This window comes from Psychromonas sp. SA13A (genome assembly GCF_011378715.1).
Lineage (GTDB): Bacteria > Pseudomonadota > Gammaproteobacteria > Enterobacterales > Psychromonadaceae > Psychromonas.
Genome location: NZ_WTKU01000007.1, coordinates 168,230 through 194,294 on the forward strand (window position 1 = coordinate 168,230; position 26,065 = coordinate 194,294).

At 37.4% G+C, this 26,065-nt stretch carries 25 protein-coding genes; 9 read left to right on the forward strand and 16 right to left on the reverse strand.

Going from position 1 to position 26,065, the window contains the following annotated elements; genetic code table 11:
• The first annotated feature begins 44 nt into the window (after positions 1–44).
• Positions 45–1,946, forward strand: coding sequence for a hypothetical protein (locus tag GQR44_RS08940; RefSeq protein ID WP_166371406.1), 1,902 nt, complete (start codon positions 45–47; stop codon positions 1,944–1,946).
• 251 nt (positions 1,947–2,197) lie between these two features.
• Here GQR44_RS08940 and GQR44_RS08945 read toward each other — a convergent pair whose 3' ends face one another.
• From GQR44_RS08945 to dgcN, 3 genes are all read right to left on the reverse strand, one after another.
• Complete coding sequence (locus GQR44_RS08945; protein ID WP_166371407.1) at positions 2,198–3,055, reverse strand: D-amino-acid transaminase; 858 nt, start codon at positions 3,053–3,055, stop codon at positions 2,198–2,200.
• 122 nt (positions 3,056–3,177) lie between these two features.
• Positions 3,178–4,155, reverse strand: coding sequence for an N-acetyl-D-Glu racemase DgcA (gene dgcA / locus GQR44_RS08950; RefSeq protein WP_166371408.1), 978 nt, complete (start codon positions 4,153–4,155; stop codon positions 3,178–3,180).
• A 10-nt stretch (positions 4,156–4,165) separates the two neighbouring features.
• Positions 4,166–5,170, reverse strand: coding sequence for an N-acetyltransferase DgcN (gene dgcN / locus GQR44_RS08955; RefSeq protein ID WP_166371409.1), 1,005 nt, complete (start codon positions 5,168–5,170; stop codon positions 4,166–4,168).
• Positions 5,171–5,839: 669 nt separating this feature from the next.
• Between dgcN and GQR44_RS08960 the strand changes: the two genes are divergently transcribed.
• Together GQR44_RS08960 and GQR44_RS08965 are read left to right on the forward strand one after the other, a co-directional pair.
• Positions 5,840–6,370 carry a paraquat-inducible protein A gene (locus GQR44_RS08960; RefSeq protein ID WP_205963014.1) on the forward strand — a complete coding sequence of 177 codons (531 nt, stop codon included), beginning with the start codon at positions 5,840–5,842 and terminating at the stop codon, positions 6,368–6,370.
• Positions 6,371–6,526: 156 nt separating this feature from the next.
• Positions 6,527–7,474 (forward strand): ornithine cyclodeaminase family protein, encoded by a 948-nt coding sequence (locus GQR44_RS08965; protein ID WP_166371410.1) that lies wholly within the window; start codon positions 6,527–6,529, stop codon positions 7,472–7,474.
• Positions 7,475–7,593: 119 nt separating this feature from the next.
• Here the strand turns inward: GQR44_RS08965 and GQR44_RS08970 are convergent, their stop codons facing one another.
• From GQR44_RS08970 to gcvH, 8 genes are all read right to left on the reverse strand, one after another.
• A complete protein-coding gene (locus tag GQR44_RS08970) occupies positions 7,594–8,067 on the reverse strand; it encodes a GNAT family N-acetyltransferase (protein WP_166371411.1) in 474 nt (157 codons plus the stop codon).
• A 117-nt stretch (positions 8,068–8,184) separates the two neighbouring features.
• The gene (locus GQR44_RS08975) at positions 8,185–8,436 is read right to left on the reverse strand and encodes a hypothetical protein (protein ID WP_166371412.1); all 252 of its coding nucleotides are present in this window, start codon (positions 8,434–8,436) and stop codon (positions 8,185–8,187) included.
• Positions 8,437–8,885: 449 nt separating this feature from the next.
• Positions 8,886–9,335: a DUF488 domain-containing protein gene (locus tag GQR44_RS08980; RefSeq protein WP_205963015.1), complete on the reverse strand. Its 450-nt coding sequence runs from the start codon at positions 9,333–9,335 to the stop codon at positions 8,886–8,888.
• Between the two features lie 545 nt (positions 9,336–9,880).
• Positions 9,881–10,438 (reverse strand): hypothetical protein, encoded by a 558-nt coding sequence (locus GQR44_RS08985; protein ID WP_166371413.1) that lies wholly within the window; start codon positions 10,436–10,438, stop codon positions 9,881–9,883.
• A 27-nt stretch (positions 10,439–10,465) separates the two neighbouring features.
• A complete protein-coding gene (locus GQR44_RS08990; RefSeq protein ID WP_166371414.1) occupies positions 10,466–10,666 on the reverse strand; it encodes a hypothetical protein in 201 nt (66 codons plus the stop codon).
• Between the two features lie 356 nt (positions 10,667–11,022).
• Positions 11,023–11,571 carry a hypothetical protein gene (locus GQR44_RS08995; RefSeq protein WP_166371415.1) on the reverse strand — a complete coding sequence of 183 codons (549 nt, stop codon included), beginning with the start codon at positions 11,569–11,571 and terminating at the stop codon, positions 11,023–11,025.
• A 502-nt stretch (positions 11,572–12,073) separates the two neighbouring features.
• Positions 12,074–14,989, reverse strand: coding sequence for an aminomethyl-transferring glycine dehydrogenase (gene gcvP / locus GQR44_RS09000; protein WP_166371416.1), 2,916 nt, complete (start codon positions 14,987–14,989; stop codon positions 12,074–12,076).
• 237 nt (positions 14,990–15,226) lie between these two features.
• A complete protein-coding gene (gcvH, locus tag GQR44_RS09005; RefSeq protein ID WP_166371417.1) occupies positions 15,227–15,604 on the reverse strand; it encodes a glycine cleavage system protein GcvH in 378 nt (125 codons plus the stop codon).
• A 389-nt stretch (positions 15,605–15,993) separates the two neighbouring features.
• Here gcvH and GQR44_RS09010 point away from each other — a divergent pair, with 389 nt between their 5' ends.
• The 5 genes from GQR44_RS09010 (at position 15,994) to GQR44_RS09030 (ending at position 21,130) form a co-directional block, all read left to right on the forward strand.
• Positions 15,994–16,620 (forward strand): XRE family transcriptional regulator, encoded by a 627-nt coding sequence (locus GQR44_RS09010; RefSeq protein WP_166371418.1) that lies wholly within the window; start codon positions 15,994–15,996, stop codon positions 16,618–16,620.
• Between the two features lie 195 nt (positions 16,621–16,815).
• Positions 16,816–17,934: a glycine cleavage system aminomethyltransferase GcvT gene (gene gcvT / locus GQR44_RS09015; RefSeq protein ID WP_166371420.1), complete on the forward strand. Its 1,119-nt coding sequence runs from the start codon at positions 16,816–16,818 to the stop codon at positions 17,932–17,934.
• A gap of 298 nt (positions 17,935–18,232) precedes the next feature.
• Positions 18,233–19,186 carry a PhzF family phenazine biosynthesis protein gene (locus GQR44_RS09020; protein ID WP_166371422.1) on the forward strand — a complete coding sequence of 318 codons (954 nt, stop codon included), beginning with the start codon at positions 18,233–18,235 and terminating at the stop codon, positions 19,184–19,186.
• Positions 19,187–19,330: 144 nt separating this feature from the next.
• The gene (locus GQR44_RS09025; protein ID WP_166371424.1) at positions 19,331–20,152 is read left to right on the forward strand and encodes a 16S rRNA pseudouridine(516) synthase; all 822 of its coding nucleotides are present in this window, start codon (positions 19,331–19,333) and stop codon (positions 20,150–20,152) included.
• 360 nt (positions 20,153–20,512) lie between these two features.
• A complete protein-coding gene (locus tag GQR44_RS09030) occupies positions 20,513–21,130 on the forward strand; it encodes a MarC family protein (protein WP_166371426.1) in 618 nt (205 codons plus the stop codon).
• Positions 21,131–21,273: 143 nt separating this feature from the next.
• On the opposite strand, the gene GQR44_RS09035 is transcribed toward GQR44_RS09030, so the two are convergent.
• The 3 genes from GQR44_RS09035 to GQR44_RS09045 form a co-directional block, all read right to left on the reverse strand.
• Positions 21,274–21,744: an RES family NAD+ phosphorylase gene (locus GQR44_RS09035; RefSeq protein WP_166371428.1), complete on the reverse strand. Its 471-nt coding sequence runs from the start codon at positions 21,742–21,744 to the stop codon at positions 21,274–21,276.
• On the reverse strand, positions 21,744–22,196 hold the full coding sequence (locus GQR44_RS09040; protein ID WP_166371430.1) for an antitoxin Xre/MbcA/ParS toxin-binding domain-containing protein: 453 nt from the start codon (positions 22,194–22,196) through the stop codon (positions 21,744–21,746). The genes GQR44_RS09035 and GQR44_RS09040 overlap by 1 nt, the downstream gene beginning before the upstream one ends.
• A gap of 210 nt (positions 22,197–22,406) precedes the next feature.
• Positions 22,407–23,336 (reverse strand): M14 family metallocarboxypeptidase, encoded by a 930-nt coding sequence (locus GQR44_RS09045; protein WP_166371432.1) that lies wholly within the window; start codon positions 23,334–23,336, stop codon positions 22,407–22,409.
• A 214-nt stretch (positions 23,337–23,550) separates the two neighbouring features.
• Between GQR44_RS09045 and GQR44_RS09050 the strand changes: the two genes are divergently transcribed.
• Entirely contained in the window at positions 23,551–24,177 is a 627-nt protein-coding gene (locus GQR44_RS09050) for a hemolysin III family protein (RefSeq protein WP_166371434.1), read from the forward strand.
• Positions 24,178–24,308: 131 nt separating this feature from the next.
• On the opposite strand, the gene GQR44_RS09055 is transcribed toward GQR44_RS09050, so the two are convergent.
• Together GQR44_RS09055 and GQR44_RS09060 are read right to left on the reverse strand one after the other, a co-directional pair.
• Positions 24,309–24,752 carry an ATP-binding cassette domain-containing protein gene (locus tag GQR44_RS09055; RefSeq protein ID WP_240923604.1) on the reverse strand — a complete coding sequence of 148 codons (444 nt, stop codon included), beginning with the start codon at positions 24,750–24,752 and terminating at the stop codon, positions 24,309–24,311.
• A gap of 35 nt (positions 24,753–24,787) precedes the next feature.
• A complete protein-coding gene (locus tag GQR44_RS09060) occupies positions 24,788–25,210 on the reverse strand; it encodes a hypothetical protein (protein WP_166371438.1) in 423 nt (140 codons plus the stop codon).
• Between the last annotated feature and the right edge of the window lie 855 nt (positions 25,211–26,065).

Consider the following 26,065-nt stretch of genomic DNA (forward strand, 5'->3'; position numbering starts at 1 on the left):
TAAGTTTACTTTGAATGTAAAAATATAGGGAAGGTATTATCAGTATGGACAAAAGATTAAAGCACGTTTTTATATTGGGTACAGCGGTTGCACTAACCACGGCTTGTGACGATAACTCTACTGAAAAAGTCGAAGTGCTAGCCCCTATTTCCTTAGGGCAGTTAGAAGTGCCTGTTTCAGGTCTAAAATATGAAACTGAAACTATATCAGGAACAACCGATGAAACCGGCTCATTTGAATATCGAAATGGAGAGACGATCACCTTTAGCTTAGGGCAATATAGCCTTAATGAAGTTGAGACAAGTGCCAATATAAAACTAGCTTCACTCGTCGGTGAGCAAAGATACCAAGAAACACAAAGTGTTAAATTATTAAAAGCAATGATCGCACTTGATGAAGACAACGATGTATACAATGGATTGGCTTTAGATATCTCGGATCTCAACGAAACAAGCACAACGTTTGCAGATATTACTGACGGTGAATATTCAGATATTATCGATACGCTAGGCGATGCTAAAGTTTATGCATATCTAAAATGGATGAATTTTGATCGTAATATCATCTTATCAGCCGGTAACCATCACACACTCGGTTTATCTCCAGCAGGCAAACCTTTCAGCTTTGGTGAAAACTATGCTGGGATTGTTTATGCCGAATCTCCAAGTCGATATTGCGGTAGTGAATTACGTCTCAAGTTAGGTCGTGAATCTGATATGGATTTAGAGCCAGGTACTGAACTAAATGAAGAGGGTAAAGACACCTTAACCGACGCTGAGAATGAATGTTATATCGAAGGCAATATTACGCGCCAATACGGGCTCTATAATGCCGACTCAGGTTGGATGTCATTAAGTGATCAATCATTAGATTTTAAAAGTGTTTCAACAGACCAAGTAGATGGTGCGCTAGTAACAGCCGAGGGTAGATTGTTTGTTTTCGGCCCCAATTTTAGTGGTGAACTAGGAACAGGCAACGAAAACCCTGTCACTACTCCTGTTGAAGTAACATTACCAAATGGAGAACTAGCTGTTTATGCAACATCGGGAAGTAATAGTAGCTTTGTGGTAACACGTTCTGGCAAGCTCTATTCCGCGGGAGATAATGGCAATTTGCAACTAGGACGACTTGATGACTCTTCTGATGATCAAAGTACTTTTGGTTTAGTGCTTATACCGGAAGATGAAGTGGTAGTTGATGTAGCAATACGTGATATCCATGTTTATGCGTTGACAGATAAAGGCGATGTATACTCTTGGGGTAATAACTCTAGTGGTGGTGAACTGGGAGACGGGTCTACTAGTGTTGACCGACCTACTCCTTTAAAAATTCTTGAAGGGAAAGATATTGTTGCTATTGAAGCAGGTGCTGACTTTGGCCTTGCCGTTAATAATGTGGGTATCGTTTATGGTTGGGGCAATAATAGCTATGGTGCTTTAGCGCAAGGTACGCCGACAACTACAGGCTTTGTCTATAAAGTCTCGGATATTACAAATATTTTGATACCCGAAGTCATCACTAATTTATCTACAGGATCAGCAACAATGGGTGATGATCGACTGATCAGTTTTCAAGGTGGCAGTCGTAATGCACAGGCTTTAAGTTTGAACGGTGACATTTATTCTTGGGGTGATATGGGAACGGGTTATATGGCGAATGGCTACGAAACTGATGTTAGTGGTATTGAACGCCAACTTGCAATTGAACCGGTTAAAGTAGCTGCTTTAGACGAGCTCTTCATTACCTCTTTTAGTGCCAATACTTCAAGTCACTTTGCTGTCACAGATCAGAATGTTGTTTATGCTTGGGGGTCGACCAGCGATGGCAGATTATCAGCTTCGCAGGATGTATGTGCGGCAACTAACGCGACATTATATGGTGAAGAAGCTTCTGCTTCGGTTTGTTACACTCCCGTTGAAGTCACAGTGACACCAAGTGTAAATTGATTCTTATTTTGTAGTATTAGTTTGTAGTATTAGTTTGTAGTATTAGTTTGTAGTATTAGATTATGTTATTGTTTTCTAATATTATTTTGTATCTATATTTCATAGCTACATTTCAATAAGTTCCCACGGAGCTTTCTTGGATCACCGTGGGAACTTGTGTTTAGTTTTTACTGAGTTGATAAATATTTCTGCGCGCAAATCAAGTTGTTCTACAGGAAAGCGCATCAACAATAATTAACAAGCAACAAACATTATTCTGCAGTTTCTTTTGCTAATTCAATGTAGATTTGACGTAACTTATTGGCAACTTGGCCAGGAGCTCCTGTCCCAATTGTTCTTCCATCAATTTCAACAACAGGCCAAACAAAAGTCGTAGCCGAACTCACAAAGGCTTCACTTGCTTTGTATGCTTCTGCAACGGTGAAAAGACGTTCTTCAATAGTAATTTTCTCTTTCTCTGCAAGCTCTAATAAAGCTTTACGCGTTATGCCGTGCAAAATATCATTACTTAATGGACGAGTTACCAATACACCTTCTTGAGTAACGATATAGGCATTGTTTGAGCTACCTTCGGTTATATAACCATCTTCAACAAGCCATGCGTCGTCAACTTTTGCATCGATAGCCGCTTGTTTTGCCATACACGGTGCAAGTAGACCAACGGTTTTAATATCACGACGTTTCCATCGAATATCTTCGATGGTGATCACTTTCATACCTTTAACCGCTTTTGGCGTATCAAGTAATGAGCGCGCTTGCGTGAATAACACCAAGGTTGGTTTAATACCCGAAGGGTAACCAAAGTCGCGGTCACCTGCAGAGCCTCGGCTTACTTGCAGATAAATACCACCTTCATTTAGATTGTTTTTTTCAATTAAACTTTTTTGAATTGTCGTTATTTCTTCAGTAGTAACGGGTAATGAAATTTGTAACTCGTTACATGAACGTTGTAAACGAACCATGTGACCCTCGTTTTCAACTAACTTACCATCAAGGACTGCAGTCACTTCATAAACCGCATCGCCAAATAAAAAACCACGATCGAAAATAGAAACTTTTGCTTCACTTTCGTTAATAAATTGACCATCTAAGTAGACGATACGTTCCATAATTTATACCTCGTTAGGTAACAACAGTTTTATTATTACTCTTGTTATAAAATAGTTACTGTTGCCACAAAATAATGACTCTTTTTATAAAGCTATTACTATTGTCATAAAAAAGTGGGCGTTTATCCCCACAGCTCAGCATCACAAACGTGCATTAAACTTTCGGTGAAAGTAAAAGGCGACTCCCTATCTTCAGCTAGTAGCAAAGGCCCATCTAAATCGACAACATCAACACCTTGTGCAATAACAAATGCAGGTGCCATCGCTAAAGAAGTGGCAAGCATACAACCAACCATTATCTGTAGATTTGCTTGTTGCGCTGCTTTTTTAAGTTCGAGTGCTTCAGTTAAACCACCGGTTTTATCCAGTTTTATATTAATCATGTCATAACGACCGATTATTTTTGGCAAGCTGGTTCTGTCGTGGCAAGATTCATCGGCGCATAGCGTGATGGGTCTTGGTAGATGTTCCAATGCAGCATCATTATCAGCAGGGAAAGGTTGCTCAATCATTTCAACACCGAGTTTGACCAATTCTGGAACGATTTCTATATACAAAGCTTCATCCCAACCTTCATTTGCATCTACAATAATACGTGCCTTTGGAGAACCTTCGCGAACTGCCGTTACTCGTGCAATATCACCTTCGCCCGCCAATTTAAGTTTCAATAGTGGACGATGCGCATTGTCGATTGCAGCTTTTTTCATGCGCTCTGGTGTATCAAGAGAAAGAGTAAAAGCAGTGGTCAATGATATTGGTTGCGCAACGAGTATACGCTCCCAAATACGTTGCCCTTGTTGTTTACAGGCTAGATCCCAATAAGCACAATCTAAAGCATTACGAGCAGCACCTGCTGGTAATAAAGATTGCATCTGCTCGCGGGTTAAACCAGATTCAATCTTAGCGACCAAGGTTTCAAGTTCAGCGAGTACCGATTCAATAGACTCACCATAGCGCGCGTAGGGAACACATTCCCCACGACCGATATATTCACCTTGCTGTAATTCAACGACAACTACGTTGGCATGGGTTCGACTGCCTCGTGATATCGTAAAAGTACCGCGAATAAGGAAGCTCTCGCTAACAAGTTTAACCTTCATATTAAAACCCCTAAATAGCTTTCAGTTTTTCTACAATACGTGAAACACCTTCACGGAAAGGATCAACTGCTGGTAAATCAAATTTAGCTTCAATGTCTGTTAAATATTTTTCCGCTTCAGCTTCTGATAAATTGGATGTGTTAACAGAGATACCAACAAATTTTACATTCGGGTTGGTAAGTCGAGCAAAAGACAAATTAAGATCCATACAGGTTTTTAAGTCTGGTAATGGATACGTCGGTAAACCGCGCATATGTTCACGCGTAGGTTCGTGACATAAAATCAATGCATCAGCTTGTGAACCGTGGATCAAACCTGCTGTAACACCTGAGAATGAAGCATGAAATAAAGAACCTTGACCTTCAATAACATCCCAATGATCCTCCGTATTATCTGGTGCAATAGTTTCTACCGCGCCAGAAATAAAATCAGCAACTACTGCATCAATACTCACGCCAGAGCCACTAATAAGAATACCCGTTTGGCCAGTTGCTCTAAAACTTGCATTCATATTTTGTGCAAGCATCTCTTTTTCAAGTGCTAAAGCGGTATACATTTTACCCACTGAACAGTCAGTGCCAACTTGAAGAACGCGTTTACCAGTGCGCTTTAAACCACTTGCCACGGGGAATGTTTGTGTTGGAAAGCGCACATCAAACAATTCACGTCCTAAACTGTCTGCTAATGCTTTAAGTACTGGAATATCATTCAACTTATTGTGCAGACCTGCTGCAAGGTCAAAACCCGCTTCAAGTGCTTGCGTTAGAATAGATATCCATTGATCAGAGATAATACCGCCACGGTTAGCAACGCCAATCACTAATGTTTTAACGCCCGCTGTTTTTGCTTGTGCAATATCCATATCCGTTAAACCACAATCAGCAACACATGATTCCATGCGAAATTGACCAGCACAATACTCTGGATGCCATTGGCTAATACCCTGAGCAACTTTTGCTGCAAGAGGATCTTGTGCATCACCTAAAAATAATAAATAAGGTTTTTTAATTTCCATTTTTCTGATTCCTATTAGTAGTAAAACTAACCTCATTGGTTAACGTTTAGTTGCTCATTGAAATGACTAAATACGGAACTTATCATCAGTCAGTTAAATTTAATACAGCACCTTTTGTGCCAAAAATAAATATTAGTTAACTTATCCTCTATAAAAATAAAGGTGAATTTTTTGTAGATAAATCAACTGAATAAATACAACAGAACAAAAAACTGTTATGCAAAAATATAATTACTTCGGTAGTTTTTAATTTTGTTTTGTTCCATGTTTTTAGTGTTTTATACTGAAGCGTATTTTTACTATCTGTAGCTTCAAAAAGGTAAGATGGTTTATTATTTGAATCTAAGTTATTGTTTATTAATTTTAATAATTTTTAAAAAAGTGATGACGCGCACCATTTTGGATCTTAAATTTAATTTTAGTGCTGTTTTGGTGCGTTAGCGCAGTGTGTAATGTTTTGACATATTGATACTTTAAAGACGACTTTACTTACGGAGTTTAGTGCTGCGCTTAGTATTCTCATCTAAAGCATCCATCTAGTTTATAAAGCATATGTGATAATGTTTACCGCAATAGCCCTCGTCGTTAAAAAATATCCAGATTCTTTAGTCGAAACATAACGAGTCCAAATCATTGGAAGTAGGGGATAACAGAAAATAGGATTTATAAATGTTACAAAATTATGCTTACCGAGTTAATGCCGTTTTATCGAGCGTAACGACATTACGCTGGCTTTTAATGGTGGCGACTTTGTTCTTTTTACTCGGTTTATTTCTCCCGATGATCACTATTTCTAAGTTTATGGTGATAAACAACTCCATTTCCATTATCTCTGGTTTGGCCGAGCTTATTAATGAGGGACAGATATTAATTTTCATGATCGTTGGAATTTTCAGTGTGCTATTGCCCATCTTTAAAATTGGATTTCTGTTTTTGTTATTACAATCAACCATAACCACCACCAAACAATACAAAAAATTACTTTATCTGATGCACGAGTATGGAAGGTGGACGATGTTGGATGTAATGGTGGTTGCCATGCTGATTGTCACTGTAAAGCTAGGTGTTATTGCGAGTATTCAAGTACATGTAGGCCTTTATTTATTCGGTCTTGCTGTATTGTTGTTAATGTTTATCACCAGTAAAGTATCTAAATTAACCACAGAAACAAACGGATGTGAAAAACGTAACACAACGTGATGACATATATTGATGAAGAAAAAATAGTTATAAAAGGTAGCAGAATTTAAAATAGTCGGATTAAAAATAACTCCAATAAAAGACAACTTAAATACAAACACAGTAAATAAAAAATAACTTATTAAAAGATAACTCATACAAAGTATAAGGATAAAAATGAAAATAATTAGTGGTGAAGAAGTGCAACAAGTCTTATCTTTTGAGCGCCTTATTCCCGCTCTGAAAGATGCCTTTAGTGCCGATTTTGGAATGCCTCAGCGACAAATTTATCCATTGCCCGGTGGTAGCGAAGCAAAGCACGATACTTTTGCAGTATTGCCCGCATGGACACAGGATGTACTTGGCGTTAAATCTTTTACTCACTATCCACAAAATCCAGAAAAAGGGCGGTTAACGGTAGCCGCACAGGTATTACTCTTTTCTCGAGAAACCGGCTCCCCACTAGCCCTTGTAGATGGCACTAGCTTAACCTATTGGCGTACTGCTGCTATTTCCGGTTTGGCAAGTAGTATGATGGCACGTGAGGATGCTAGTTCATTATTATTGTTTGGCACTGGTGAGTTAGCACCTTATATGGCATTAGCTCATGCAACAGTGCGTCCTTTAAAAAACATTTATATACAAGGGCGTAGTGAGCAGAAGGTACAAAAAACCATTGATAAAATTAAAGCTGCTCGCCCAGACTTAACGGTATTAGCTTGCGATAAATATGAAGAAGTGATCGGCCATGTTGATATCGTAAGTTGTGCGACAGGTAGCCCAACTCCATTATTTGATAGTGCTTTAATAGCGGCGGGTACGCATATTGATTTAGTGGGCAATCACCATCAAACCTGTCGTGAATGTGATTCTGAAACGGTAAAAATGTCTTATGTTATTGCAGATAGTTGCCTTAATGTTTTTCATGAAGCAGGGGAAGTATTGATCCCATTATCTGAAGGTCACATAGAAAAGACACATGTCAAAGGCGAACTTGCACAGCTTTGCACTGGTGATGTTAATGGCAGGTTGAATAATAACCAAATAACCTTATTTAAGTCAGTAGGCACAGCACTTGCTGATGTTGCTAGTGCTCATCATGTTTACCAGTTATTACAAAAGTAAGTTTGCCTTAGCAAGTGACACCAATTGATGGAGCGATTTAAGTTCGTTCATGGAGTCACTTGCAGGGCGTTATGAGGGTTGGTGGTTACATACCTTCGACTAAATCAATTTGCAATAATTTACGCCAATGTCTGCCTCATTTTACGACCACCAACTGGAATTAATCCGTTTTTTTGGTAAAAATTTAATGTGCGATCAAACTCTGGTAAAGGTGGTGTACATAACTCAATATATGACCAATTGTTATTGTTACCATAATCTTTAACTTGCTCAATTAACATTGAACCAACACCAGAATCCCTGAATTCAGGTGAAACATAAAACTCTTGGATCACACCGATTTTACCACCAGCATATAATGCATATGTTTCTGCCATAGTAACGACAGCAATTGGATTATTTTTATAGAGACCAATAATTGCTGAATAGTGGCCATCAGTAATTAATTCACCACATCGTTTGATGGTTTCATTGAGATCAATATCAAAATGCTGTGCCTTTGTTAACTCACAAATCTCAGTTGTAAGTTTTACAACTAAAGAACCTATTAAACTAGAATCCTTAACTGTTGCTGCTCTAAAGTTGATTTCCATTTTTACTCTCGATTATTGTTAACTCTTCACTAAGAGGAAAGCAATCTTTGGTTAGCGGTATACAAGGTGGTGTGGGTCTAGAAGTTAGATACCTATGACGACCTAATTAGCTGTAAATTATGATATTACAACTGAAACAATAATAGCCAGAAGAAAGCCAACGACAATTGAACCAAAACCTTTTAAAAATATAACTTCCCCTTTTCCATCAGGTATATCGGATATCCAATTTGAGATCAAAAAAGGCATATAAGTCAACGCAAGAGCAACACCCATACCAGAAAAAAATGAAGAATTTGGTTGCAGAGGGGTTACTATTATCCACGCTGATATTGGTATTAAAATATAATACCAAAGACCAACATACATTGAATCACCAAATATAAGAACCAGAATGACCGGTATTAATGATGCTAAAATATATTTTCATATTATTGATAAAATTCAAAAAAACATAACCTCACGACAGCTAATGAGAGTTTAGCATTTCTCATTTTCAGCTCTAATTTTAATTAAAAAACACAGTATTTTATATTTACTTTAGATTCAAATAGATTATCAAACTTTCAATAAATAATTGATTAAATTGAGTTGTAAATGAATTTATGAGACAAATCCGTCTTTGGCACTAAAACAAAATCAACAACGATTTAAATCACATCACGAAGTAATCATTAACGCTTATCAGTCTGGTAGGTCATTAAAGGGAATAGGGGGTTACTTTCAATTACATTTACAAAAAAGTCGAATAGGAGCAAAGGGCAATATCAGCCATTAGCAGACTCAATTGATATACCCTAGTAGCACATCGGTGACAATTAGAACAAGTGCTTCACTTTTAAGTCTAACTTTGAGTGTTTATTTAGGTATTCTATTACCAGCCTACGATGGCAAAAGTGTGGTTCGTGTTCGCTGCATAATAAACAACCCTGATCTAACAATGTAGATTTTACTGTTTTCTCAATGTTTCTCTGACTCATCAGGTTTAAAAACTTATCCTGGTATACTTCCCATGGCATTTCACCTTTCTTGTAAGCATTCAATATGTCTTTAGTTGGTGCAAGCTCTGGAGTATGAACATACTCAGTATTACATAGTTCTTTCAAGAAAAATTTAAGATCATCTCTCTTAGCAAACCCCGATAATTGAGAAACATTATTAAGCCTTACATCAATCAGTGTTTTAACCTTTGACTGCTTGATAAAACTAAAAAATGTTTGTGCATTTTTTTTGGTAAAACCAATGGTGTAAATATCAATTTGATTCATATGTTCTTACTCCATCATAAAAGTTTGGATAAGACTCTATTCCATTAACTTGAAACTGCTGTGCATTTCTTGCATCTTGAACTTCTAATACACGGCAATACAGCCCCTAAGATAAACGTTATCTTGTTTGTATATGAGCTTGCTTACCTCAGATAGACTAGCGTAATCGTAATATAAATAGTTTTAGCATAATCATGAAAATCATGAAAATCGTGTTCTTGTTAATGTGTGACCCCATTGGTTCATGTTTTTATGACAATGGAAAACCAAGGACGTAAATGAGATCATTAAGCAAACTTACATTCAGCGAGCGTTAGCCATTTCCTTTGCCAGCGGATTTACAAAAAGCACCCGTAAAGGACCTTGTCGTAGTTCGAAAACCAAAGGCATCAATATAGCGATCAGTAATGCGTTTCTAGCCGAACAAGGTTTGATGTCATTAAAGGACTTGTGGATTAATCAATATTATTCATAAGGTGCCCCCCTGTGCGCAGCCGCATGAAGGGTGGTGTGCGGGTGGAGGTTAGATGGCTCTTGCTACCTGATTAGCTTTTGATTGCGAGTTTATTAATTAACTCAGGGAGGCTATCACGTAATTGAATTAGACTTTCGTGGTCATCAGTAATTTTAACAATGCCACCAACTTTATTAGCTTCGTGTATATATATAGAAGCAAAGGCAGTCTGTTTATACGCCTCAAAAAGCTTAAAAACTATTTCGTTTTGAGTCGCTGTCCCCGATCTGCTTTTTTCTATAAATTCCACAATAGAATTGTATGCACGAATATGATCAAGGAAAACCCGAATATTATATCGTTGTTCCTTGGTAAACTTATCAGCTACATCACTATAAAAAGAATCAATTATGGGTGTAGATACGGGAGCGCCTAGCGAGCAAGTATAGTTTAAAGCATGACCGTATTCTAAAGCTGACTTTTTAGCAGTTTTATTACGCTCAGCTAAAAGCTCTTCTAAGTCTTTTAATTCTAAAGATATAGCCATTTTTAGCTTTTTAATTTTACATTTTGATTTTAATACTTCAGTCAGTTGTGATAATAACCATCCAACTAATAAAGCAACTAATGCTACCTCTAATTTATTCACAGTTCAGCCCTAACCTTATGATTATGTTCATTTAATCTTACGTTTAATAATCTCGCCCTGATGTTCTTTATACATAGCCAAGAGGTCTTGTAGGGAGTTCTCTCCTATTGATAAAATATCTGCAGGAGTATCTGGAGTCAGTTGGCTTTTAAGTTTAATAATTTCTTTTACTAAAAGATTATTAATTATCATCAAATCATCATCGTTCATTTGTTGTGCATTGTTCATAAAATTTCCTTCTTTTGGGTAGTATGAAAATGGAACGCAGCGACATACACAAAAACGAGCGTAGCAGTATGTGTCGGTGTGCAGCAGTTTGTTATACCTGCTAATTTTTTCACAAAATAACAAGGAAACGTTTTTCGGCCGCGATTCATTTGTTCCGGCAGAATTCACTAATCCTTCGCTCGTATACATTGAGCCGATACTGCCATGGGCGTCAGCGGCTTCAGAAGCCGTTGTTGCACCATTTGTAGGCTAAACACCAATTTCCATATTTGCGATATGAGAATGCCGGTTGATACTGTCCTCCTGAACAGACCCTACTGTGCTCGACCCATCTGGGTCAATGTTACTTCCACTTATTATCCCTTTAAACTATTGAATATTGATACGGGTTTACCGTTCAAGTAATCTGAAGATAAAGCGAGACTCTCTTGCAAAGAGTCCCTTATATCTTCTAGTTGTATAACACTTTCTTTGTATACCGACTCGAAAGTATTTTCTCTAGCTTCAGCACCTTCAAGATTGCTTTTGAAAGTTTCGTCAAAACTATCCAAAAGGTTATCAATTGCCAAATAAAAACTATTTAGGTGCCTCAAATTATCTCTTTCAATAATGCTAAGTTTTGGAATTGCTATATGATATAAATTTTCAAATTCAGTTGTGGAATATTTGCCACATTTTGTTGAAAGGAATGTCTTATTTTTTAAGGCTGACACAACTTGATTTAGAATATCTATTTTGTTTTTAGTCTGCTCATAATTAAAACGAATTTCATCATGAAGCGAATTCTTTGCATCTTTTCTCTCTGTGTGTTTTTTATATACTCCAGTTACCTCAGATAGAAGAAAACCAACGACTACACCAATTAAAGTTAGAATTCCCCCGTTATTAATTATTTCACGCCACATCTAACTACTCCTGTAAGGCATAACATCCTACTACACAGAATTATTCCATGTAACAAGTGAATATATAGAATACAATTTTTCAGTAAAATTTGATGTGACAGTAGCAACTAAAATAAACTATTCAATAGGTTAATGGTAAAAGTAAAATATTGTTCATGTTAATTGGACGGTTTGTTTCATCTATCTATCGTAAATATAAAATTATAGGTAATAGCTAAAAACAGTCTTTATTGAAGTTAATCGGATCATTCATTGTTGCTCTCATTGCAGCTCTTAATCTAACGCAAGGTAATGTGGTTGAGCAGTGCGATTTTTAATCAGTTAATCACGTTTGTGATAAAGCGCGTCGTCTTAACAGCGTTTTATTAGCTGTAGTGGAAGATATAAAAAAGCGAACCACTTTTATATAAAGGGTTCGCTTTTTTTTAGTCTATTTAACGATGATTACTAAGTTTGTCTAAGACTTGAACCTAGACAACCCCCCAAGTAAAACTATCAAACATTAATCTTCCATATAGCTTTCAATACTTGGGCATGAACAAATTAAGTTTCTGTCACCAAACACGTTATCTACACGGTTTACCGTTGGCCAGTATTTAGCGCCTTTGCTAAATTCAGTTGGGAAACAGGCAACTTCACGTGAGTAAACGTGAGCCCATTCTGTATCCATTAGGTCAACCTGTGTATGCGGTGCATTCACTAGAGGGTTATCCTCTAACGTTAATTCGCCTGACTCTACTTGGCTAATTTCATGACGAATTGCAATCATTGCATCACAGAATCTATCTAACTCAGTTAGGTTTTCAGATTCCGTTGGTTCAATCATTAGCGTACCAGCTACAGGGAATGACATAGTCGGCGCGTGAAAACCGTAATCCATCAAACGCTTCGCAATATCTTCACCTGAAATGCCCGATGTCGCTTCAATTGGACGAATGTCGATAATACATTCGTGCGCAACACGGCCTTCTTTACCAAGGAATAAGACAGGGTAATGTGGGCGTAAACGTTCCATTACATAGTTAGCATTTAAGATAGCCAACTTAGTTGCTTCTGTTAAACCTTGTTCACCCATCATCGCAATGTAAGCATATGAGATTGGTAAAATAGATGCTGAACCTAGCTCTGCTGCAGAAACCGCGTAATGTTTGTTATCTGCAGATTCTGTTACTTCGATGTGTCCCGGTAGGAACGGGATCAAATGCGCTTTAACGCCGATTGGTCCCATACCTGGACCGCCGCCACCGTGTGGAATACAGAATGTTTTGTGTAGATTAAGGTGTGATACATCGGAGCCGATAAAGCCCGGTGTCGTTAAACCTACTTGTGCATTCATGTTTGCCCCATCAAGGTAAACTTGACCACCAGCTTCATGTACCCATTCACAAACTTCTTGAATAGATTCTTCATAAACACCGTGTGTAGAAGGGTAAGTGATCATGATGCAAGATAAGTTATCACGATGTTTGTCGATTTTTTCTTTTAAATCGGCATGGTCGATATTACCTAACTTGTCACAACCCACCACGACGACTTTCATTGATACCATTGCCGCAGAAGCTGGGTTTGTACCGTGAGCTGAACTTGGAATTAAACAAACGTTACGGTGTGCATCACCGTTATGTTGGTGATAACGCTGAATGGCGATCAAGCCTGCGTATTCACCTTGTGCGCCTGAGTTAGGTTGTAACGACATACCATCGTAACCAGTTATTTCACATAACATGGTTGATAGTTTCTCTGCTAACTCTTGGTAACCAAAGCTTTGTTCTGTTGGCGCAAATGGGTGCATTTGGCCAAATTCAGGCCAAGTGACTGGTAACATTTCAGCGGCAGCATTTAACTTCATGGTACAGCTACCAAGCGGGATCATACCGTGAGTTAGTGAGTAATCTTTGTTTTCTAGTTTTTTCATGTAACGCATCATTTGCGTTTCACTTTGGTGTGCAGTAAATACTGGATGTGTTAAGTATTTGCTAGTACGTCGACAAGATTCTGGTATCGCTGCGAATTCATCTTTTGCGATGCGGTCACTGAACTCGCTTACTTTAAGTGCTTTACCTGTGATCGCCAATAATAGATCTTCTACGTCTTTTGCTTTTGTAGTTTCATCTAAACTGATACCCAACTGCACTGGCATATTGTCTGGTGCTGTTTTATCGGGGTTAGGGATTTTACGAAGGTTCATGCCTTCAGCAAGAGCACGATGGTAAATTGCTTTACTGTGTTCATTAGTATTAAGCGTTAAGGTATCAAAGAAAGTTTGGTTGGCTAATTCAACGCCTTCACTCTGTAAACCGGCTGCTAAAATAGCGGTGTAATGATGTACACGGCGACCGATTTTTAGTAGACCTTCTGGACCATGATATAACGCATAGAATGCAGCCATATTGGCTAATAGTGCCTGTGCAGTACAAATGTTGGAAGTGGCTTTTTCACGACGAATATGTTGCTCTCGTGTTTGCATAGCCATGCGTAATGCTGGTTTGCCTTTGCTGTCTTTTGATACACCAATAACACGACCTGGCATAGTACGTTTGAATTTATCACGTGTTGCCATGAATCCTGCGTGCGGACCACCAAAACCCATTGGTACACCAAAACGTTGTGCACTACCAATAACAACATCTGCGCCCATTTCACCCGGCGCTTTTAATAGCGTTAATGCTAGTAGGTCTGATGCAACAGCGACTAAGGTCTTTTTAGAATGTGCCTGTGCAATGATGTCTGTTAGGTCAATAACATGACCGGTGGTGTTTGGATATTGTAAAATAGCACCAAATACATCGTGGTTATCTAATTCTTGGGCCGTACCGGTAATGATATCAATGCCGATATATTCTGCTCGTGTACGAATCACATCAACTGTTTGTGGGTGTAGTTCATTACACACAAAGAAGGCGTTACTTTTGCTTTTACTCGCACGCTTACACAATGTCATTGATTCTGCAGCTGCAGTTGCTTCATCTAATAACGACGCATTGGCTAAGTCCATCGCCGTTAAATCCATCACCGCTTGCTGATAGTTTAATAAAGACTCTAATCGACCCTGTGAGATTTCTGGCTGATAAGGCGTATAAGCAGTGTACCAACCTGGATTTTCTAAGACGTTACGTAGGATAACGTTTGGCGTGAATGTGTTGTAATAACCTTGGCCAATAAAGCTACGGTTAACTACGTTCTTTTCAGCAATAGTTTTTAATGACGCCAACATATCAGACTCACTTTGTGGTTCAGCGAGATTTAACTTTTCTGGAAGGCGAATAGCAGCGGGTACAGTCTGGTTAATTAATTGATCTAAGTTGGTTGCACCAATGGTATCTAACATGATTTGTTGTTGTGCAGGGTTAGGGCCGTTGTGACGCGTTGCAAATTCTTGTTGGTCACTTAATAAATCGAGTAATGTATGAGCAGTCATATTCATCCTAAACAGTCGCAGTTACAGAAAAGTGTGTGTCGTATGTTTTTGTCTTGATAAGTCAATCAGCTCAGAACGAGTTTGAAGAACTTATAAAAGAAAGGCGATTTCCTATGAAGTCGCCCCAGATATTATTGAACCTTTGTTCTAATTTCATATAAAAGCTCAGTTAAATTAACTAAGTAAATTAACTAAGTAAATAAATTAACTAAACAAAATTATACAAAAGCAAATTGCTTATTCTTCGTTTGCTGCGTGATAATCTTCACTAGACATCAAGTTATCTAGCTCACTTGCGTCATCTAGTTTAATTTTAACTATCCAACCCGCGGAATAAGGTGATTCGTTAATTAATTCTGGGCTACCTTCTAGTTCGTCATTGATTTCAACAACTTCACCAGTAACAGGTGCATAAAGGTCAGAAGCGGCTTTAACTGATTCAACTAAAGAGAAAGCTTCTCCTGCTTCAGTTGCATCGCCTACATCAGGTAAATCAACAAATACCACATCACCTAATAATTGTTGTGCTTGGTTTGAAATCCCCATAGTAACGGTACCGTCACCGTTGTCTAATACCCATTCGTGTGACTCTGTGAACTTTAATGCACTTTCCATAGTTAAATCCTTCGCTAGTAAATGATATCGAGACTAAGTGTTACGCTCACTCAGCATAACACTCATAAAATCTATTTCTATTACCTTATTAACATTCTATTTAGCCAAAATTCGCGTTAATCACCTTTAAAGTTTCCGATAAGGGAATTGTTTCACTCTGTGTGAATACAATTAATTAACATCAAACTGTACTGAATCTATAGGCTTTATAGTGCGTAGTGTTAACAAAGCAATAACAAGTGGAGATTATTATAAGGAATTATTCCCTCAAAGTTGAGCAAAAGTTTCCAAAAGGAAACATTATTTCAGGAGTGTGATGTAGATCTTTATTTTATTGTGCGCTTTTATTTTGGTTCGTTAATATAGTGTTTATTAATAGGAGAGTAGTAATGACTGATCAGCAACAACAAGATATTTATCCATCAATGACCATTACCAGCGATCAGCATGAACAGAAGATAGCACCGATTAAATTGGGTGAACGCTTAAAACAGATCCGCCGAACTTTGGGTTTAACGTTGGAAGAAGCAAGTCAAAAAACCGGCTTAGCGCGTTCGACGTTATCCAAAATTGAGAATGAACAAATATCACCGACGTTTCAAGCGATGCAAAAACTGACTAGTGGTTTACAAATTGATATTCCACAACTGTTTGCTGCGCCGAAACAAGTCAGTACAACTGGTCGACGTGATATTACGCGGAACGAGTTAGGAAAACCTCATCCTACTTCTACCTATGAACATGAGTTATTAGCAACACAATTAACCAATAAAAAAATGATGCCTTTTAAATCACTGATCCGCGCACGTAGCTTTGATGCTTATGCCGATTGGATACGCCACGATGGAGAAGAGTTTTTATTAGTATTAAGCGGAGAAATTACTTTTTTCTCTGAATACTATGAACCGGTTAATTTAAGTGAAGGTGATTCTGTTTATTACGATGCCAATATGGGACACATGTTGATCTCGGTCAGTGAAGAGGACGCAAGCATTCTATGGGTTACGGCTTCTTAATGTATTTCACAGAGAGCATACGAGTCTATGACTCTTAATTTGAAAAGCTACACCTTAAAGTGAAAGCCTTAAATTTAAAACCTTAAAAGCAGAATCACAAAAGTACAACCTTAAAAGTACGACCTTGTAATCACTATTATTTACTACCTAAACGTAAATGACGTTTAATAAATCACAGCCTTTGGAGTACAAACAATGTCAGAACAATTATTAGTTACACCTCTTCATGCTTTACATATTGAAATGGGGGCAAAAATGGTGCCTTTTGCTGGTTATGATATGCCAGTGCAATACGCATTAGGTGTAAAAAAAGAGCATTTACATTGTCGCCAAGCGGCGGGTTTATTTGATGTTTCCCATATGGGCCAATTACGTTTAAAAGGTGCTAACGCGGCCGCAGCGATAGAAACTTTGGTACCCGTTGATATTATAGATTTACCCGCGGGTAAACAGCGTTATGCTTTTTTTACCAATGAACAAGGTGGAATTAGCGACGATTTAATGGTCACTAATTTTGATGACCATTTATTTGTTGTAGTTAATGCCGCTTGTAAAACACAAGATATTGCGCATTTGAAAGCAAATTTACCTGCTGATGTTGAGTTAGAAATCATCGAAGATAGAGCCTTACTCGCACTTCAAGGACCAAAGGCAGTAGAAGTTTTAGCAGCGTTAAACCCAAGTGTTAATGACATGGTGTTTATGGATGCAGAGAAAGTACAGCTAGTTGGCGTTGAATGTTATGTGAGCCGCTCTGGTTACACAGGTGAAGATGGATTTGAAATATCGGTACCTGCAGCACAAGCCGAACAGTTAGCGCGTGAGTTGTTATCAGATGAAGCCGTGGAATGGATCGGTTTAGGTGCTCGTGATTCATTACGTTTAGAGTGTGGTTTATGTTTGTACGGTCATGATTTAGACGAAACAACAACGCCTGTGGAAGCGAGTTTATTATGGGGAGTGAGTAAAGCGCGCCGTGCAGATGGTATTCGTGCGGGCGGATTTATTGGTAGTGATATCATTCTTGAACAAATCGCCACTAAAAATGTTTCACGTAAACGTATTGGTTTAATTGGCATTTCTAAAGCGCCTGTTCGTGAAGGTGCTCAACTATTCGATGCTGATAATAACGAAATTGGTGTGGTAACGAGTGGCACCTTTGGTCCGTCGAAAGGGATGCCTGTGGCGATGGGGTATGTGGCTATTGAATATGCTGCTATAGGCACCGAAGTCTTTGCTGAGGTTCGTGGCAAAAAATTAGCCATGAAAGTAGAAAAAATGCCGTTTATTGCACAGAGTTACTATCGCGGATAAAGCTAAGCACTTATCATTAGAGTGTTAATACCAATTCCGTTAAATAGCTGTTCAAATTCTTAATAGAGTTGGTTTAACAACTGAGTTAGTGATCATTGTTATAAGAAAATTTATTAACAATGATCACTTAACTTTCATGTTGCTGATTTAAATATGAACCAAAGTAGCGTTACTTTAATTATGAATGATGCTTAATTTAATGATTGGGCATTTTTACTTTTCAATTCAGCATACTTTCATTTTTGTAAAAAATACTGTCAAAAAATGTAGTTAATGGATGCGCATAAAAGGGGAATAAATGGAATTGTCTATATTTGTGGTAGATGCCTTTACGGATACTCAGTTTAGAGGTAATTCCGCAGCTGTTGTTCCTTTGCATTCTTGGATCTCAGATGAATTAATGCAAAATATTGCCTATGAAAATAACCTCTCAGAAACCGCTTTTATCAAAAAAATCACCCCTAATAAATTTGCAATACGTTGGTTTTCTCCACTCACTGAAATTGACTTCTGTGGACATGCAACCTTAGCTTCTTCATTCGTTCTCTATAACCATTATGATGTGAAAGGTGAGATTGAATTTACAACCTTAGAAGTTGGCTCATTAACCGTTAATCAATTAAATGATAATCGTATTGAAATGGATTTTCCTAATCAAAATCCAGAACAAGTTAATGAGGTACCACCTGCGTTGCTTGATGGTTTATCTATCAAACCGCTGCAAGTGTTGAAAAATAGACAAGCCTATTTTGCTATTTTTAATAGTGTGCAAGATGTACTTAATGTTACTTACAAAGCACATGTATTAAAAACACTCGCCCCCTATGACTTAGTGGTGACAGCAAGTGATGCGTCAAGGCTCTCTGATGTTGATATTAATAATGTTATTGAAGGTAAAAGTAAAAGTAAAAATCACACCGAAAACACTGCTGTATCTATTGCTCAAGCGAGTGTTCAAGGCGTAGATATTGATTTAAATACTCATGTCACTGACAATCCAGCTTACCTTGCAAAGGATTATGATTTTGTATCTCGATATTTTTGGCCTGCTAATGGAGGGGATGAAGATCCTGTAACGGGTTCTATACATGCAGGGTTAGCCCCTTACTGGGCTAAAGTATTAAATAAAAATAAGCTTAATGCATTCCAAGCATCTGCACGCGGAGGTGTATTAATCTGTGAACTAAAAAATCAACGTGTATGCGTATCTGGCCATGCTGTACTATATCTTCAAGGTAAAATATCTGTTTAATTCTGCGTTCACTGAATGTTAGAGTTTGCTAGCACTCATGCGTTAAGCTAGATATTTTCCAAGCTAGGTTTATATATTTAAATATTTAGCTGATCATTCTGTCTTCATAAACCTTCATGCCTAACTATTTAATTCGGTAACGTAATGCGTTTAGATAAATTTATTTGTAAAAGTACACGATTAACAAAACTCCAAGCTTTAGCATTCATCGAATCCGGCGATATCACAGTAAATGATGTAGTGATAAAGAAAGTTGAAGCACAAGTACATGAGAACAATACTATTAAATTTCACGGCGAAGTCTTAACACTGCGTCCTTTTCGCTATTTATTAATGCACAAACCCGCCAAGACTATTTGTTCTAATGTCGATGAATGCTATCCCTCTGCGCTTAATTTATTACTTAAAAATGTTACTGACCCTAACAATATTACCGGCTTTGATAATGTTTCAGGTTCAGGTATTTATAATGATGCTCAGGTTGAACAACTATCGGAATTACATATTGCTGGGCGTTTAGATGCAGATACAACGGGATTAATATTGATCACCGATGATGGACGGTGGACTTTTAATATCACCTTGCCAAATAATGGTTGTAAAAAAGTCTATCGCGTCGAGTTGTCCCGACCAATCACGCAGCAAGCAATCGTTCAATTTGAACAGGGAATTCAGCTACAAGGCGAACAGCAACTAACGTTACCCGCTTCATTACAGATCATTAGCGAACGTGAAGTTTTACTGACCCTTACCGAAGGTAAGTTTCATCAAGTTAAACGAATGTTTGCTGTGATTGGTAATCGTGTTCAATCATTACATCGTGAACAAATTGGTGATGTTACATTGGATGTTGCAGTGGGTAAGTGGCGTAATTTAACTGATTTCGAAATACAGTCATTTAATAAATCACAGTACTATAATTTAAAAACAGCAGACGTTCAAAATAATGGAAGCTTAAAACAATAAAAGTACAAATAATTGTTAAACCATCTCGGACTTGTCATACTTCACTCTACTTTTAACACTTAAGTTTTTTTGATACTTCTAGAATGAAAGATAATTTCAGTTATCTTCAGTTATTATAACTTTCAGCCTCGGTGCTTGTATTCTTAACTACGTTTTTGTGTCTTAGGTACGTTATAAACCAGATAAAATAGTCGTGTCATGGGTTATTTATGCTGTCAAATGGTTGTTTTATGAGTCAATTAACTCATTATTTTAGTTGTTTATGAGTTAGTTAACTTGATAATAAAGCTCTTTTAGAGTTAGTGTTCACGTTGGGCGTCACATTGATATTTACATAGTTTATTAAAGGACAATCATTAAATGAATGATTTATATACACAAGCAATCACGGTATTTTTAGGATTTTTTGCAATCATGAACCCCATCGCTAATACTGCTGCTTTTGCAGGTTTGGCGGGCGATAAGCCAAAAGCTGAACAAATCAAAATTGCAGCTAAGGCACTTATTATCACTTTTATTGTGATTTTATCTTTTGCTTTACTTGGAAAAGCAATTTTTCACTTATTCGGTATTACTATTTCTGCATTGAGAATAACAGGGGGTATTTTAGTCTTTCTTGTCGGGTATCATATGCTTAATGGACATGGTTCCAAACTGCATTCAGCCGAAAATAATGATGAAGCTGATATAGCTGTATCACCTTTAGCGGTTCCTCTACTCGCTGGACCTGGCACTATTGCAACCGCAATAAATTACTCTTCATCAGGTGGATTAACTGGCATATTATTGACTATGTCCGTCTTTGCCGTGTTATGTATAATTACTTTTTTGTGCTTTATTTTCAGCTCTCGTATTTTAAGTGTTATTGGGAAAAGCGGGCTTAGCATTGTCACTCGATTAATGGGACTAATTCTTGCTGTGATAGGTATGCAAATGTTGATTGTTGGAATAACGGAAGTTATTACTACTATTAATTAGATATTCACCCATATGAATATGACTCGAGTAATTATCTGCTCAAGTGCTTTGTCTGTTTAACTGGAGAGGGCGCTTGCCATTATTTTATAAGTCGTCGGATTGTTATTAGTCATACGGTTTTTTATTAGTCATACGGGGATACGTCACTTAAATATTCTTGGGTCAAATGAAAAGGCTAATTGTTCGTAATCTTCTAGCACTTCTTGTATTTTAGGGTGATTCGGGTTGATAACGTAGTTCTTATCCCTTGGGGATATAGTTGACGGAACTTGTAATGCGGCATATTCAGGTTCTGGATCATTTAGAAACTGATCGCCAATTTCCTGCGTACTTTCACTGGCAGGTATGGCTCGCCATGTTGTAGGTAAATCTTCATGGTCTAATTTGGCTATCAACTCATCTGGCATGTCAATAAGGTATAAATTATATTGCTCTATCATGCTGGGTTCGTTATTAACATGAACAAATACTTCAAGGGAACATAGTGATTCTGATTCAGAAAAATACAGCGCCTCTGTTCCTTTTGAATTCCACCTGCCTCCAAATAACTTTGCGCCGATTGGGTTAAAAGGTGTCTCGGCGTGTCTTTTTTGAGTAAGCCGGTACATTTTCATTAAGAGAATACGCCGTGTTCAACTCGACCAATAAGATCTTTTACTATTTCAAAATCAACGGTTGTTGATACCATATCTAAGGGTCTTTTTCCTCCTAGCCCATAAACACTTTCTCGCATCCATTGCAGTGCGCGATCTTCATCATTGAACAAGTCGGTTGCTAACTTTATTAGCATCGCCAGTCTATACATCGCATCACTTTCTTGTGTGTTGAAACGCTCGTCATTTTTTAATCTACGTTTTATGGTGCTAAGTGGAATATGCGTGACGTGATGGAACTCGTTTTGAGATAAATTAGTTCGCTTGATAATGTTTCTATAAACTTTGGGTTTAAAGCCTTTATGCACTGCGTCAGTACGCACTGTATTCGCATCTTCAATACCAAGCGTAAACCAAAAATTTTTCTTATAGGTTTGTTTGGGTTTGAAACTTTTCAATTCAGCCATTGCCATAAAAACCTCCTTTAGACCATATGGTCCTATCATTATGGTTCAAATGAGCCACACTTTCAACTGTTCAATAATTAAACTTCATTCGCTGTAAGCAAACTAGGTAAACACTAAATTTTGTATGGCTGTTTGCGTTAAAATATTGAACCAATAACCCATCATAGGTTTAATATTATCTTCAGGCTGCTCTGCTATTTTCTATCAGCGTTTAATTTAAGTATTGTTAACAGATGTAAGTACAAAGTCTAAAGCAGCTTTGATTGCGGCTACTTGAGCGTTATTACAATCTTGAGCAGTTGCTTTCTCACTATCAGGGTAAACTTCAGTGGTGGTTGTGTATGGGGCATTCGTGATACCACCACATAATCCTAATTGTTTAACAGGATAATAGATAACACCTTCAGCTTCGGCTTTAGAACCTATGATCTCACCTTGCTCATCGGCAGGTGCAATATGTGTTACTTGTTTAACAGCTTCAATAATGGCCGCTTGAAAATCAATTTGTTTGTTAGCTGAATCGCCAACTAAATAAAAACCATCGGGAATGGTACCGGCTATATAATCTTCACCATCTCGCGCTGCTAAAGCGGGTCTAAATTCACTTTCATCTGAATCTGTTGTTTCATGCAAATCAATGTGGAGCAGTATTTCACCCTGTAACTGTGCAATATATTGCATGGCATTACTGGCTTCTTCACTTGGGCTATTGCTTACAAACGAACGATTGGGATCGATTGCGTAGGGATTCCAACGAACAATGTGTTCGTAACCCCATGGGCTGACACAGGGTAACACCACGATATTAAAATGGTCGGTATAGTCGCTCGCAATGCTTTGTAAAAATTGTATCGCACCATGAACACCACTGGTTTCATAACCATGTACTCCTCCCGTCACTAAAATAATTGGCTTGTTGTTATGCCATTGTTTATTAGTGAGTGCATACAAAGGATAACTGTCAGGATCAATTGTTAATGCACCGTATTGCACAAGTTCAAAGTCAGTGGAGAATTGCTTTAATAAAGTGACAACTTGTTGTTGATATGAACGAGATTTTACACAGCTATTTGCCCATTGCTGTTTTTCATTAACAGACCAAGCAACTCCTGCTTGTCCGATCGGGTAGAATGTATTTGGTGACATGTATTTTCCTCTTAGATGCTTAAAAACAGAGTAAACTGAATTTGCTAGCAATATATTTGTCTGTTCTCTTGATAGTACAACTGATAATACAAACAATAGTACAGCAATCTTGAATTCAATGAGTAAGTTCAGAGATTATAGCCTTATTATTGAGAGACTTAACTGTTGTTGCTGTTGTTATTATTGAAATTTTATTCAGCAAGGAACCGTATTTATGTACTATGGAGAAAAGTTAAACAGTATCACTCACCTTGTTGGGGCTATATTAGCATTAGTCGGTTTCGGGTCCTTGTTAACCATCGCTTTTGAACAAGCGCATTGGCGCATAGTGGTGAGTTATGTTGTATTTGGGTTAACCTTAATTATGCTTTATACCATGTCTACTCTGTACCATAGTTTACAAAGCGTTAAGCTAAAAAAAATATTCCAAGAGTTAGACCATGTTTCAATTTATCTGCTAATTGCAGGTACCTACACACCTTATATGTTGCTCTCTTTAGAAGGTGATGGAGGCATGTTGATGTTAGGGTTAGTCTGGGGACTTGCTGTCATTGGTTTGGTCATTGATGTATTGATTGTGAAACGTATCGAGTGGTTGCAAATCATTATCTATTTAGCCATGGGATGGATATGTGTTTTTAAATACAGTAGTTTGCAAAATGCTATTCCTGGGCCTGGCATTACTTGGTTAACGGTAGGGGGGATAGCTTATACAGTGGGTATTGTGTTTTATGTATTGGATGACTTTGATAAGTTAAAACACGCGCATGGTATCTGGCACTTGTTTGTTTTAATGGGCTCATTCAGCCATTTCATCTCCATCGCTTTGTACGTCAGGTAGTTGTATTCACCTTAAGTCCGTTTAGATCGTCTTAAGAAAAAGTAGATCACCTTTGAAATCCGCACGTAAAGGAAACTGACATGCAAAGTGATCTACGGGTATCGGAAGCTTAATCTGTGCTTAAATAACCATCAAGCAGTCATTGATTGATTGCTTGTATTAATGACTTTGTGGCGTACAGAGTTTAGCTTGTATTTTTTCTGATATAAGAAATCTAACAACTCAGACTTCAAGCGTTTAAAGTGAACATTTTCAGATAAACTCATTCGTTCGCGAGGGCGTGGTAAGTCCACTATCACTGATTCACCAATAGATGCACTTTGTTCGTCCGATATGACTATGATTTTATCAGATAATAATAATGCTTGATCAATATCCTGAGTAATCAAGATCATCGAGTTATTAAGTGTTTTATGTATATCCATTAAAGCATTCTGCATATCGGCTTTGGTTATCGCATCTAAACATGAAAAAGGTTCATTCATTATTAATACCTTAGGTTGCATAGACAATGCATGTGCAATTGCAACGCGTTGTTTCATCTCCTCAGACAGTTCATTTGGACGTTTATGCATGGCATGCTGCATTCTCACCACAGTAAAGTTGTATTTTATCCATTGTTTTTTCTCTGATTTTTCATGGAATTGGCAAATACTTGTTCAACGGCTAATTCAACATTCTGATAAGCGGTTAACCAAGGTAATAAAGATTGCTGATCAAGTATTACCGGACGCTTTGTACTAGGAACAAAAGCTGTTTCAAATGTCATATCGTAATCAGGGTTATAAGTTTTGTTATCTATTAATAATGGCTTGTAACTCGTTATCGAGCCATGTTTCATTAGGGTGTTTAATATCGATGAATCACAATCTGAGTGACCTATTAGCGATATAAATTCACCTTTTTTTATTGTAAGGTTTGCTAATTTGGTAGATGAATAGCTCGGACTGCTGAAGGTTGTATCAGTGTTGTTGATAGCATTATTGTTATTATTATGGTTTCTGACGTTATCGATATTATTTAAAATACTCATGAATTCCTCCTTAATTTGACCAAACAACGCGTATTAATATACTTTAATGCTCAAGGCTTTATAAACGTCGTTATTGTTTAATATGTAAATGTCATTGTATGAATGTTGCTTAATGTCTTACCATTGAGCCCTTACAATTTATTCACTATCTTCATTAATCGGTATGCAGTCGCTAAGGTGATTAGCTGTCTAACCAGGTAAAAATATCCATTTGTAATTTTTTAATATTCATTGTTATTTTTTTAATACCAACGGGTAATTTAGACTCGATTATTAATGTCCGTATTATCTACATTCGTTATTGGCTATTTAACGCATTATGTTATTTCGTTATAGCAGATTGGATATAGCAGGATAGGTGCCAAGAGTAGAAATGTAATTATTATCAATTGCTTGCTGTTTTTTATAAGCATCATTACTGGTTTTATTACCGAGTAATTGCACCAAAAAAGAAAAACATTGATTAATCGCACTGAGAAGGTGCTAGTAAAGTTGAATTAGTCGTCGCGGTGATGAGTAAATACCATCAAAAAACAGAGTGAAGGCTATTAAAACTCAGCTTTTCATTCGAAGTGATTTAGTCTTCTGTTATGAGGTGAGTAAACATGAGCTTGAGAATACAAAAATTGAAGAGAATAGAGTGAGATAAAACCAGCTAAACACATATTGACAACATTATGCTTAGCAGATTTTTAATAAGAAAATAACGCTAAAAATGATAGTAGTTATTCTTTATCTTGCTTTTCTTGTTGTTCTTCTTGTTTCTTTTTATCTTCTTCATGACCCGAACCGCCACATCCACCACAACAACTCATATTTTATCTCCAATAGTTAATTTACTTGTTTAAATTTTAT